Source organism: Stenotrophomonas sp. EMP41, assembly GCF_047495535.1.
Taxonomy (GTDB): domain Bacteria; phylum Pseudomonadota; class Gammaproteobacteria; order Xanthomonadales; family Xanthomonadaceae; genus Stenotrophomonas; species Stenotrophomonas sepilia.
Map to the genome: position 1 here is coordinate 3,014,346 of NZ_CP179923.1, position 12,092 is coordinate 3,026,437.

General features: G+C 67.2%; 9 protein-coding genes. 4 read left to right on the plus strand and 5 right to left on the minus strand.

The window, feature by feature from the left end; translation table 11 throughout:
- The first annotated feature begins 81 nt into the window (after positions 1–81).
- From ACMGRF_RS13925 to ACMGRF_RS13935, 3 genes are all read left to right on the plus strand, one after another.
- Positions 82–819: a response regulator transcription factor gene (locus tag ACMGRF_RS13925; protein ID WP_005418539.1), complete on the plus strand. Its 738-nt coding sequence runs from the start codon at positions 82–84 to the stop codon at positions 817–819.
- Positions 816–2,105, plus strand: a complete 1,290-nt coding sequence (locus ACMGRF_RS13930; RefSeq protein ID WP_414485322.1) for an ATP-binding protein — start codon at positions 816–818, stop codon at positions 2,103–2,105. The genes ACMGRF_RS13925 and ACMGRF_RS13930 overlap by 4 nt, the downstream gene beginning before the upstream one ends.
- A 140-nt stretch (positions 2,106–2,245) precedes the next feature.
- A complete protein-coding gene (locus ACMGRF_RS13935; RefSeq protein WP_049412119.1) occupies positions 2,246–3,046 on the plus strand; it encodes a MipA/OmpV family protein in 801 nt (266 codons plus the stop codon).
- Between the two features lie 39 nt (positions 3,047–3,085).
- Here the strand turns inward: ACMGRF_RS13935 and ACMGRF_RS13940 are convergent, their stop codons facing one another.
- The 3 genes from ACMGRF_RS13940 to ACMGRF_RS13950 form a co-directional block, all read right to left on the minus strand.
- A complete protein-coding gene (locus ACMGRF_RS13940; protein WP_238378509.1) occupies positions 3,086–3,631 on the minus strand; it encodes a hypothetical protein in 546 nt (181 codons plus the stop codon).
- Positions 3,632–3,724: 93 nt separating this feature from the next.
- Positions 3,725–6,310, minus strand: coding sequence for an ATP-dependent chaperone ClpB (gene clpB / locus ACMGRF_RS13945; RefSeq protein WP_049412116.1), 2,586 nt, complete (start codon positions 6,308–6,310; stop codon positions 3,725–3,727).
- Between the two features lie 181 nt (positions 6,311–6,491).
- Positions 6,492–7,313 carry a DUF3014 domain-containing protein gene (locus tag ACMGRF_RS13950; protein ID WP_099487608.1) on the minus strand — a complete coding sequence of 274 codons (822 nt, stop codon included), beginning with the start codon at positions 7,311–7,313 and terminating at the stop codon, positions 6,492–6,494.
- A gap of 169 nt (positions 7,314–7,482) precedes the next feature.
- On the opposite strand from ACMGRF_RS13950, the gene ACMGRF_RS13955 reads away from it, so the two are divergent.
- Positions 7,483–8,193 carry a glutathione S-transferase gene (locus ACMGRF_RS13955; RefSeq protein ID WP_099494610.1) on the plus strand — a complete coding sequence of 237 codons (711 nt, stop codon included), beginning with the start codon at positions 7,483–7,485 and terminating at the stop codon, positions 8,191–8,193.
- Between the two features lie 165 nt (positions 8,194–8,358).
- Here the strand turns inward: ACMGRF_RS13955 and ACMGRF_RS13960 are convergent, their stop codons facing one another.
- On the minus strand, positions 8,359–9,969 hold the full coding sequence (locus tag ACMGRF_RS13960) for a hypothetical protein (protein ID WP_099494611.1): 1,611 nt from the start codon (positions 9,967–9,969) through the stop codon (positions 8,359–8,361).
- Between the two features lie 285 nt (positions 9,970–10,254).
- On the minus strand, positions 10,255–11,973 hold the full coding sequence (locus ACMGRF_RS13965) for a thiamine pyrophosphate-dependent enzyme (protein ID WP_180879731.1): 1,719 nt from the start codon (positions 11,971–11,973) through the stop codon (positions 10,255–10,257).
- Positions 11,974–12,092: the final 119 nt, after the last annotated feature.

Sequence of the window (12,092 nt, forward strand, 5' to 3'; positions counted from 1 at the left end):
GGCCGCGATTCAGGCAGTCGTCATGGGGCGTTGCTAGGCTGCGCCGCCGGGCGCTCCTGCCCGGGCACGGAGGCCCCACCCATGCAGCCATCGCCCTGGCATCCCACCACCAGCAGTTCGCCTACGTCGGTCATGCTGGTAGAGGACGACCGTCGCCTGGCCGAACTGGTGAGCGACTACCTCCACCAGCATGGCTTCGCCGTACAGCACATCGCACGCGGCGACCTGGCCGGCGCCGCCTGCCGCCAGCACGCGCCGGAGCTGGTGGTGCTGGACCTGATGCTGCCCGGCCTGGGCGGCATCGACGTGTGCCGGCAGATCCGCAGCTTCTCCGACGTGCCGATCCTGATGCTGACCGCCTGCGAGGACGACATCGAACAGGTGCTGGGCCTGGAATCGGGCGCCGATGACTATGTGCACAAGCCCATCGAACCACGCCTGCTTCTGGCCCGGCTGCGCGCCCTGCTGCGCCGCCGCCACGGCAGCAGCAACACCGGCACGCCCAGCCGGCTGATGCACGGTGAACTGCTGATCGACCGCATGCAGCGTGAGGTCCACCTGCACGGCGCCACGGTGGACGTGGGCACCACCGAATTCGAGATCCTGTGGCTGCTGGCCAGCCAGCCCGGGCAGATCCTGTCCCGTGACCAGATCCTGCAGGCGGTGCGCGGTATCGGCTTCGACGGCCTGGACCGCAGCGTTGACGTCTGCATCGGCAAGCTGCGCCGCAAGCTCGGCGACGATGCGCGCGAACCACGACGGATCAAGACCGTGTGGGGCCGCGGCTACCAGTTCAATCCCTCGGCCTGGACGGCATGAAGCGGCTGTTCCTGTGGCTGTGGTTCATCACCGGCGCCTGTTTCCTGGCCTCGGTATTCTTTCTCAACCGGGTGCTCGACAGCATCTATACGCCCGTGCAGGATCGCGCTTTCGTCCAGCAGGTGCGCGGGCAGGTGTACGCCCTGCGCAGCGGCCTGGCCGGCCTGGACGGTAGCCAGCAGCGTGAGCGCCTGCAGCAGTGGCAACCGCACTATGGCATCGCATTGACCCTGCTCGACAAGCCTCCCGCACTGGCCCCGCAGGAACAGGCAGCCGTGCAGGCCGATGGCTTCATCGTACGCGATCAGTACCAGCAGGTCCTGCTGCCCATCGAAGGCATCGATGGTCGCTGGTTGCACCTGCGCCTGCCTGGCGCGGTGCAGATGACGACGTACATGACCATCGCGGCCTACCTCAGCATCCTGCTGCTGGTCGGCGCCAGCCTGTACGCCTGGGTACGCCTGCTCTGGCGCGACCTGGAGGCCCTGCGCGTGCATGCCGACCGCATCGGCGCCGGCGATCTGCAGGCACGCGCGCAGGTTTCGCCACGCTCGCAGATCCGGGTCATCGTCGATCACTCCAACCGCATGGCCGCACGCGTGGCCGAACTGGTGCAGCGCCAGCGCGACCTGACCCATGCGATCTCGCACGAACTGCGCACGCCGATCGCGCGCGTGGCCTTCGGCCTGGACCTGATGCAGGACAGCGATGACCGCGAGCGCCGCGAACGACTGGCGCAGGGCCTGCATGGCGACCTGGCCGAGCTCAACCGGCTGGTCAGCGAACTGCTGGCCTACGAACGGCTCGAACATCCGGGCGAGGGCGAACCGATGCAGCGGATCGAAGCCAACGACTGGCTGCAGGCCTGCCTGGCCGATGCCCGCCGCGATGCCGAACGTGCTGGCGTGGTGCTGCGCGTGCAGCCCAGCACCCTGCCACGGGTAGACGCGGAACCGCGCCTGCTGCAGCTGGCATTGAGCAATCTGGTCGGCAATGCCCTGCGCCACGCGCGCTCGCAGGTGGACGTGTCGCTGGTGGGTGTGGGCGGGCGCGCCTGCCTGCGCGTGGACGACGACGGCCCCGGCATCGCCGAGGCTGACCGCGAAAAGGTGGTCCGCCCGTTCACCCGCCTGGATGACAGCCGCAGCCGCGACACCGGCGGCTTCGGCCTTGGCCTGGCGATCGTCGGCCGCATTGCCGCACGCCACCACGGCGAGCTGCGCATCGGTCGCGCCGCCCTCGGCGGCGCACGCCTGGAAATGCACTGGCCGCTGGCTGCCAGCTGAACGCCCACGGGCGCAATTACAGTTGATTACAACTCCCGCACAACTGCGGACGGATCGGTCGCCGGCGTATCGCCACGCTAACGACCCTGCAGCACTCGCTGGATGCGCGCGCTGCTTTCCTCCCATTGTCGAGAGTTTCCATGTCCCAGCTTCGCCGTTCCCCCACCCTGCTCTGCCTGGCCCTGTTGCCACTGTTCGCTGCCCCGATCGCCCACGCCAAGGATGACCCCTGGACCTTCGAGCTTGCCGCCGGTGGCGGCGTGGCACCGCGCTACAGCGGTAGCGAGGAGTACCGTGCGACGCCTTCGCTGTCCTTCGATGTCACCTCGCCGGGAGGTTGGTTTCTGGGCACCAGTGGCATCGGCTGGGGTACCTCCCTCGGCGAGCACACCCGCGTGCGCGCCTACGTCGGTGCCAGCGGCATCCGCAAGGACAAGGATTCGCTGCTCGGTGGTTCGGACTTCCTGCGCGGCATGGGCGATATCGATTCCCGTGCCCTGGTCGGTGTCTCGGCTGGTTATACGCTGGGCGAAGCCGTGCTGAGCGGCTCCTGGCAGTTCACCCGCAAGGACGAGGACAAGGCCGAAAACGGCCTGGCCACCCAGCAGATCCACCTGAACCTGAGCATGCCGCTGTTCGACCTGGCCGGCGGCGTGGTCAGCGGCAGCGTCTCCACCGATTACGGCAACCGTGGCTACATGCAGACCTGGTATGGCGTCAGCCCGGAACAGGCGGCGCGCACCGGCTTCGCCGAGCACAGGCCGAAGGCCGGCCTGGTCAGCGCCGGTGTCGGCCTGAAATGGAGCCACCGCGTGGGCCGCAACGGCAACTGGTACATCTCGGCCGAAGGCACGCGCCTGCTCGGCGATGCCGCCGACAGCCCGATCGTGCAGAAGGCCAACCAGTTCGGCGTGATGAGCGGCTATACGCACCGCTTCTGATGCATGAAGGGCGCCGCTGGGCGCCCTCTTCTGCTGCGATCAGCGGCAGGCCGGGGCGTCGCCGCTGCCGCACAAGCCAACCTCGCGCAGCCAGCCGATCCACTGCACGACGTCGTCCTTCTCCGGTTCGGCGCGGAACGACTTCTGCACGGTGTGGAAGCCCTGCCTGCCCTGCATGCCCTTGATCCAGGTGAACTCCGGTTTGCCGGTGCCGGGGTTCAGCGGGCAACTGAGCATCAGCAGCGCGAATGGCCGTCCGCCCTCCTCGCCTTCGCGGATCCAGTGGCTCTGCGCGGCCGGACAGGCCATGCGCCACCCCGCCTCGATGATGCCGAGGAACTCGCGCGGACTCACATGGCCACTGTTCGGCGCATCGTTGACAGTGACCATGTCGGTCCAGTCCTGCACCGTCTGGCCCTGCGGCACGTACTCGGTGATGCGGTTGCCTTGTGCGTCGGTGCTCTGGTGGGCCTGCTGGTAACCCTTCATGGGCGGCAGCTGGACCTGTTCGACGGCTGCGGCGTGTCCAGCAACTGCGGCGAGCGCCAGCGCCATGCAGAGTGAAACGCTGCGGGTAACGTCCATGCGGTTCTCCTCGTCCTTGCGAAAGTGAAACGGGATCATTGTGCCTTGCTGAGGCGTTGGTGGCGCGCCAGCCATGGCAGGCGCGCCACCGGTTCAGGCCTTGGCGAAGACCAGGCGTCCCCCGTCGTTGCCGACTTCGATGGTGTCACCGTTGACGAAGGCACCGGACAGGATCTGCTGCGCCAGCGGATTCTCAAGCTGCGACTGGATCGCGCGCTTCAGCGGTCGCGCGCCATACACCGGATCGAACCCGACGTTGCCGAGCAGATCGAACGCCGCATCGGAGACCGCCAGCTTCAACCCGCGCTCGGCCAGGCGCTTCTCCAGCCCGCGCATCTGGATGCGCGCGATCTGCTTGATCTGCTGCTTGTCCAGCGGGTGGAACACCACGATGTCGTCCAGGCGGTTGATGAACTCCGGACGGAAGTGCGCCTGCACCACGCCCATCACCGCCGCCTTCATCTGCGTGTAGGCCTCCGGACTGTCGTCGGCGCTCATGTCCTGGATCTGGTGCGAGCCCAGGTTCGAGGTCATCACGATGACGGTGTTGCGGAAGTCCACGGTGCGGCCCTGGCCGTCGGTCAGGCGGCCATCGTCGAGCACCTGCAGCAGGATGTTGAACACATCCGGATGCGCCTTCTCCACTTCGTCCAGCAGGATCAGCGAATACGGGCGACGACGCACCGCCTCGGTCAGGTAGCCGCCTTCCTCGTAGCCGACGTAACCCGGGGGGGCGCCGATCAGGCGGGCGACGCTGTGCTTCTCCATGAACTCGCTCATGTCGATGCGGATCATCGCGTCGGCGCTGTCGAACAGGAACTCGGCCAGCGACTTGCACAGTTCGGTCTTGCCGACGCCGGTCGGGCCGAGGAACAGGAACGAGCCGGCCGGACGGTTCGGATCGGACAGGCCTGCACGCGAGCGGCGCACGGCATCGGAGACGACCTTGATCGCTTCCTCCTGGCCGACCACGCGGTTGTGCAGCACCTCTTCCATGCGCAGCAGCTTGTCGCGCTCGCCTTCGAGCATCTTGTTGACCGGGATGCCGGTCCAGCGCGATACGACCTCGGCGATCTCCTCGTCGGTCACGCGGTCCTGTACCAGCTTGAAGTCCTTGTGCTCGGCTTCCTGCGCGGCGGCCAGCTGCTTCTCCAGTTGCGGCAACAGGCCGTACTGGATTTCGCTCATCTTGGCGAAATCCTGGCGGCGCTGCGCAGCTTCCAGTTCCAGCTTGGCCTGCTCGACCTGTTCCTTGATCTTGGTGGCGCCCTGCAGCGCGGCCTTCTCCGACTTCCAGATTTCATTGAGGTCGGAGAACTCGCGCTCCAGCCCGTCGATGTCGTTTTCCAGGTCGGCCAGGCGCTGCCGCGAGGCCTCGTCCTTCTCCTTCTTCAGCATCTCGCGCTGGATCTTCAGCTGGATCACCCGGCGCTCCAGGCGGTCCAGTTCTTCCGGCTTGGAGTCGATCTCCATGCGCAGGCGCGAGGCAGCCTCGTCCATCAGGTCGATGGCCTTGTCCGGCAGCTGGCGGTCGGTGATGTAGCGGTTGGACAGCGTGGCGGCGGCGACGATGGCCGGGTCGGTGATTTCCACACCGTGGTGCACGGCGTACTTTTCCTTCAGCCCGCGCAGGATCGCGATGGTGTCCTCCACCGTGGGTTCGCCGACGAACACCTTCTGGAAGCGGCGCTCCAGCGCAGCGTCCTTCTCGATGTACTTGCGGTATTCGTCCAGCGTGGTCGCACCGATGCAGTGCAGCTCGCCGCGTGCAAGCGCCGGCTTCAGCATGTTGCCGGCATCCATCGCACCGTCGGCCTTGCCCGCGCCGACCATGGTATGCAGCTCATCGATGAACAGGATGATCTGGCCTTCGTTCTTGGCCAGGTCGTTGAGTACACCCTTCAGGCGCTCCTCGAATTCGCCGCGGAACTTGGCCCCAGCGATCAGCGCGCCCATGTCCAGCGACAGCACGCGCTTGCCGCGCAGGCCTTCGGGTACTTCGTCGTTGATGATGCGCTGGGCCAGCCCTTCCACGATCGCGGTCTTGCCCACGCCGGGCTCGCCGATCAGCACCGGGTTGTTCTTGGTCCGACGCTGCAGCACCTGGATGGTGCGGCGGATTTCCTCGTCACGGCCGATCACCGGGTCGAGCTTGCCGCTCTCGGCACGCGCGGTCAGGTCGATGGTGTACTTCTCCAGTGCCTGCCGCTGTTCCTCGGCATTCTCCGACTGCACGTTCTCGCCGCCGCGCAGCTTGTCGATGGCCGCCTGCAGTCGGGTCTTGTCGGCACCGGCGGCGCGCAGCGCCATGCCCAGCGTGCCACCATCCTCCAGCGCCGCCAGCACGAACCACTCGCTGGCGATGAAGGCATCACCGTGCTGCTGGGCCAGCTTGTCGGTCTGGTTCAGCAGGCGCCCCAGGTCATTGCCCATCGAGACGTTGCCGGCCTGGCCGGACACCTTGGGCAGCGCGTCCAGCGCCTCGGACAGGCGCTCGCGCAGCACCGGCACGTTCACCCCGGCCTGGGCCAGCAGCGGGCGCGTGCTGCCGCCCTGCTGGTCCAGCAGCGCGCTGAACAGGTGAACAGGTTCGATGATGCTGTTGTCGCGGCCCACGGCCAGCGACTGTGCGTCTGCCAGCGCCTGCTGGAAACGCGAGGTGAGCTTGTCCATCCGCATTGCGAATCCTCATCGGTCATCAGGGCCGGCCCGCGCCGGCGATGCTGGGAAGATGCGGTTGCCCCACCCCGTTTCAAGGGTGGCTGCGACTGCACCCCGAGGCCAGTCAGCCTGCGGCCAGCATGCCGGAACGGGTGTGGTCGGCGCGTTGATCCCGATCAGTTCGGCGCAGTGGACCGGTTCAGCGGGTGATCGCAGAGCGGAGCGCCCGCAACTGCTGCTTGACTGCCCGCGCCTGCGGGGCGTCCATGCGCAACAGCGCCTTCTGGCCTATCGAGCGCGACTGCAGGGTGGAATCGACGAAGCGGTAGCGACCGCGCTCATCACGCTGCACCAACGGCGCCTGCGCCAGTTCCGGGGTCTCCAGCAGATGGTCGATCACCGCGACCAGGCGATCATTGAAATATCCGTCGGGTCGGCCCAGGTCCACATAGGCCTGCTGGATCAGCGGATAGAACCGCTTGTACGCGGTAGCCGTTGCCGCCGGATCCAGCGCAGTGAACGCCTGCACATAGGGCGCGTAACGTGCCGAGTTGCTTGCCGCGATGCGTTCCCCGCCCTCGCCAGGCTCGACCTGCAGGTTGCCCGGCAGCGGCCGTGCGGCCAGCGCCGTCGGCGGCACGCTTGGCTTGTCCAGGTTGTCGACCTGGGTGACCAGGCGCTGGATCACGTGATCGCGCAGCAGCAGGGTCAGCGGCCCCTCGCCCTGGAACAGTTGGCTCAGCGCGCCCCAGGCCGCGGCATCGCTGTCAGCTAGTTTCGGCAGCGCCGGGTCGGCGGCGGCCTCGGTATCCAGCGGATGCCTGATCGGCGGCGGTGCTGGCGAGGGTTTCGCGGCCGCCTGCGGTTGTGGCGCTGCGCTGGTGCTGACGGGAGTTGACTGCACCGGCACCGAAACACCATCTGCCAGGTGCTTCAGCTGATCGCGGAACAACCAACCGCCCGCGCCGCCGATCACCACCACACCCAGCACCCAGGGCCATACCGCCTTTGCAGTCTGCATGATGCAGCACCTCGTTTCACACGCATGGAGAAGGTGTGACCCCACCGGTTCCAGCCGGTTCCCCGCCTGTTCCGCTGCCGTTAGGCTTCGCCCTGCGCCAAAGCCGCGCTCACGCCTGCTTTGCATGCCGCGCGCGAGGCTGGGGGCCTTGTCCTGCGGAGACACTGCCATGCAGTACGCGCTGTATTACTGGACCGGCATCCAGGGCCGGGGCGAGTTCGTGCGGCTGGCGCTGGAAGACGCCGGCGCCGACTACATCGACATGGCGCGGGTGCACGGTGATGCGGTGATGCAGCCGTTCCTGGAGGGCCACAGCGAGGGCCCGCAGCCCTTCGCGCCGCCGTTCCTGAAGGCCGGTCGCCAGGTCATTGCGCAGGTTGCCGCGATCCTGGATTTCCTCGGCCCGACGCTGGATCTGGTGCCGCAGGCCGCATCGCGGCGGATGCAGGCGCTGCAACTGCAGCTGACCATCGCGGATCTGGTGGCCGAGGTGCATGACACCCACCATCCGATTGCCGCATCGAAGTACTACGAAGCGCAGAAGACCGAGGCCAAGGCGCGTGCCGCGTCGCTGCGCAGCGAGCGCCTGCCGAAGTTCCTGGGCTACTTCGAACGGGTGCTGGCCGCCAACGGTGGCCGCCATGCACTGCGCGAGCATTCGTACGTGGATCTGTCGTTGTTCCAGCTGCTGAGTGGGCTGGACTACATGTTTCCACGCCGCATGCAGGCACTGGCGTCCACCCTGCCGCTGCTGCGCGCGCTGCAGGCGCGGGTGGCGAAGCGGCCGAACATCGCCGCCTATCTGGCCTCGGAAAGACGTCTGACGTTCAACACGAATGGCATCTTCCGCCATTACCCGGAGCTGGACGCCGAACGGTAGTGCCGGCCGCTGGCCGGCAGAGCGCGCCGTGATCATTCGCCGCCTGCAACACGCCCCTGTAGGGCCGAGCCATGCTCGGCTCAGAGCAGCCGAGCGCAGGCTCGGCTCTACAGAGCACCAGAAGTGGAAGGAGCGGTAGCGCCGGGCCATGCCCGGCGTCACCGGTCAATGATCGGTGCGATCACCCAGCGGTTGCACCGGCTGCTTCTGCAGCGAAAGCAGGCCCAGCAGCACCGCCAGGGCCACGTAGGCGCCGGCAAACTGCAAACTGATGATGCGCGCCAATCCTTCCAGGTCCCATGGCAGGTAAATGCCGCCGCGCGGATCAACCGAGTGGATCAGCCCGAACAGTGTCAGCAACGCAGCCACCAGCAGGAACCCGCAGGCACGGCGCAGGCGGCCGTCGACCATCGCCGCCACCGCCGAAATCCACAGCATCGAGGTGATGATGAAGCCGTTACCGAGGGTGAAGATCACCGCCAGCTCCGGCAGGCCGTGGCCGTCGAGCTTGGTCAGCAGTTGCGGCAGCTGATCCGGTGCGATCCAGCCGGGTGCCTTGATCGCCAGCAGGTAGGCCACCGACGGCAGGAAACCGAGCACCATCGCGCCGGCATGGTGGCGCGGCGTGGCCTGGAACGCCTGCGTGGTGATGTCGATGGCCACGTACACGATGATCGGTGCCAGCACCGCCAGCGGCAACCACTGCACCAGCCCGGAGATGATGCCGAGCATGCCGCCGATGCCGACGAACAGGCCGGTCAGCAGCGTATAGCCGCTGCGCGCGCCCATGTGCTTGTAGGCGGGCTGGCCGATGTACGGCGTGGTCTGCGCGACGCCGCCACACACACCGGCCACCAGCGTGGCCACCGCTTCCACCAGCAGGATGTCGCGGGTGCGGTAGTCGTCACCGGCTGCGCGCGCGCTTTCGGATACGTTGATGCCACCGACCACCATCAGCAGGCCGAACGGCAGCAGCAGCGGCAGGTAGGTCATCGCGGTGGGCAGGCCGTCGAGGAAGCCCAGCGTCGGCAGCGGCAGCACCACCTGCGGCGGCACCCACGCCGGCACATGAAAGCCCGGCGCACCCAGCCCGGCCAAGCCCAGGCCGTAATACAGTACGGTGCCGAACACGAAGGCCAGCAGCACGCCCGGGCCACGCACCGGCAGCTTGCCCTTGGCGATCAGCACATACAGCAGCAGGCCCAGCGTGGTGAAGCCGACCAGCGGCGAGCGCAGCGTTTCCAGCAGCGGCAGCAGGCCCATCAGCACCAGCGCGATGCCGGCGATGGAACCCAGCAGCGCGGCACGCGGCAGCGCGCGGGTGACCGCTTCACCGAAGAACGACAGCACGAACTTGAGCACGCCCATGATGACCAGCGCCGCCATGCCCAGCTGCCAGGTGGCGATGCCCGCCGCGTGCGGGTCCATGCCCTGCTGCTTGAAAGCGAGGAACGCCGGGCCGAGCACCAGCAGAGCCATGCCGATGCTGGTCGGGGCATCCAGGCCGAGCGGCATGGCGGTGACATCGTCGCGGCCGGTGCGCGCGGCCAGCCGGCGTGCCATCAGGGTGTACAGCAGGTTGCCGATCAGCACGCCGAAGGCCGTGCCGGGGAACATGCGGCCGAACACCACGTCGGCGGGGAACTGGAAGATCCCGACCAGGGCCATGGCGATGAAGCCGAGGATGGAAAGGTTGTCGACGACCAGGCCGAAGAAGCCGTTGAAGTCGCCGGCGACGAACCAGCGACGCGGTACGGCGGAAGCGGGAGCGGACATGGAAGGGGCGGTGGGGGTGGGGACCGCCGATGGTAGGCCCAGCGGGGCCTGGGCGCCAATTCCGCAGTGGAATGAGGGGTTCCAGCCAACGGCGGGGCCCCTCGCGGCTGGGCGCGGGTAGAGTGGACTGTTAGTCGACTGGCATTGCGAGTTGGGCCGGTCGGGAGGGGCTGCGCAGGACACGCCGGATCCACCTCGCCGACCCACGGCAAACCTGCTCTTGACCTTGCTTCGGCGGTTGCCGTGGTTTCGGCGGGTGCAGGGCGCAGCCCTGCATCGCCCCCCTCACTTCTTCAGGAAGTTGTCCACCAGCAGATGCTTCACATCGTCGAAGCGGCCGTTCAACACCGCCTTGGCCGCATACAGCGCCGTGCCGGCGACCTGCTTGGCTTCGATCTGCGGTGGCATCACCAGCTCGGCGCGGCTGGTGTGCACGTCCAGCAATGCCGGTCCGCGCTGCGACAGGAAATCCTGCACCGCCTCCTCCAGATCCTCGCTGCGCGTCACCGTACGGCCGTGGAAGCCGATCACCTCGGCCAGGCGGCCAAAATCCGGGTTCTTCAGGTCGGTGTAGTTGTCCAGCAGGCCTTCCACCTTCTGCTCCAGCTCGACGAAGTTCAGCGAGCCATTGTTGAACACCACCACCTTGATCGGCAGGTTCTCCTGCACGGCCGTCAACAGATCGCCCAGCAGCATCGCCAGGCCGCCATCGCCGGACAGCGAAATCACCTGCCGGCCGGGGAAGGCCTTCTGCAGGCCCAGTGCCTGCGGCATTGCATTGGCCATCGTGCCGTGCAGCAGGCTGGTCAGCGTGCGGCGGCGACCGTTGACGCGGATATGGCGCAGCACCCAGACCATCGGCGAGCCGCCGTCAGCGGTGAACAGCGCATCGTCGCTGGCGTGCTTCGAGAGCAGCGCGGTCAAGTGCTGCGGATGGATCAATTCGCCTTCGCCCGGCTGCTCCTCCTGTTCGCGCTTCTTCAGCGCCTTGTCGCGATGCTCGATGCACTCGTCCAGGAAGCTGCCGTCCTCGCGCGGCGGCAGCATCGGCAGCAACGCATCCAGCGTCGGTGCGATATCGCCGACCACGCCGAGGTTCACCGGGTGGCGGCGGCCAAGGTGGCTGCCATCGCGGTCGACCTGGATGATGGTGGCCTTGTCCGGGTAGAACTGGCCCCAGGCGAAGTCGGCGCCGAGCAGCAGCAGCGTGTCGCACGCCATTAATGTGTGGAAGCCGGACTCGATGCCGAAGATGCCGGTCATGCCCATGTTGTACGGGTTGTCCGGCTCGACGAAGTCCTTGGCGCGCGAGGTGTGCGCGATCGGCGCCTGCAGGCGCCGGGCCAGTTCCAGCAGCTGTGCGTGCGCGCCCTGGCAACCGGCACCGGCGTAGATGCCGATGCGCTTGCCCTGCCCCAGCAACTCGGCGATGCGCTGCAGTTCGGCGTCGGACGGGCGCAGCACCGGCTGGGTGTAATGCACCGAGAACGGCACATCGTGCTTCACCTCGGCCTGGCTGATGTCGGCCGGCAGGATCACTACCGCCACGCCACGCCGGCTGATCGCCGCCTGGCAGGCCAGGGCCACGACGCGCCGCGCCTGCTCCGGGCTGTGCACCTGCTCGCAGAACACCGTGCAGCTGCCATAGACCGACTTGAAATCCACTTCCTGCGGGAATTCCATGCCCAGCTCACTGGTCACCACCTGGCTGGCGATCAGCACCATTGGCGCACGGTTGCGGTTGCTCTCGAACACGCCGTTGATGAAGTGCAGGCCGCCGGGACCACAGGAACCCGCACAGGCGGTCAACTCGCCGCTCACCAGCGAATCGGCGCCGGCAGCGAACGCTGCCACTTCCTCATGGCGCACGTGCACCCAGTCGATGTCACTTCGGTGCAGGGCATCGGTGACGTGGTTCAAGGTGTCGCCGACGATGCCATAACAGCGGCGGACGCCCGCCTGCTGCAGGGTCTCGACAACGATCTCGGCAACGCGCTTGCTCATCGGATACATCCTCGAACGGGGGAACGTCCGAGGCTAGACCCGAGGAAGTGATGCCTCCGCAAAAAAAGGGGACGGAGGGAATTAAGTCGTTAACGGCACAAACGACTTAATTCCCTCCG

Bases quoted from the DNA above. Each gene is read 5' to 3' on its own strand.
- ACMGRF_RS13925 (WP_005418539.1), top strand. From the start codon at position 82: ATGCAGCCATCGCCCTGGCATCCCACCACCAGCAGTTCGCCTACGTCG.
- ACMGRF_RS13930 (WP_414485322.1), top strand. From the start codon at position 816: ATGAAGCGGCTGTTCCTGTGGCTGTGGTTCATCACCGGCGCCTGTTTC.
- ACMGRF_RS13935 (WP_049412119.1), top strand. From the start codon at position 2,246: ATGTCCCAGCTTCGCCGTTCCCCCACCCTGCTCTGCCTGGCCCTGTTG.
- ACMGRF_RS13940 (WP_238378509.1), bottom strand. From the start codon at position 3,631: ATGGACGTTACCCGCAGCGTTTCACTCTGCATGGCGCTGGCGCTCGCC.
- clpB (WP_049412116.1), bottom strand. From the start codon at position 6,310: ATGCGGATGGACAAGCTCACCTCGCGTTTCCAGCAGGCGCTGGCAGAC.
- ACMGRF_RS13950 (WP_099487608.1), bottom strand. From the start codon at position 7,313: ATGCAGACTGCAAAGGCGGTATGGCCCTGGGTGCTGGGTGTGGTGGTG.
- ACMGRF_RS13955 (WP_099494610.1), top strand. From the start codon at position 7,483: ATGCAGTACGCGCTGTATTACTGGACCGGCATCCAGGGCCGGGGCGAG.
- ACMGRF_RS13960 (WP_099494611.1), bottom strand. From the start codon at position 9,969: ATGTCCGCTCCCGCTTCCGCCGTACCGCGTCGCTGGTTCGTCGCCGGC.
- ACMGRF_RS13965 (WP_180879731.1), bottom strand. From the start codon at position 11,973: ATGAGCAAGCGCGTTGCCGAGATCGTTGTCGAGACCCTGCAGCAGGCG.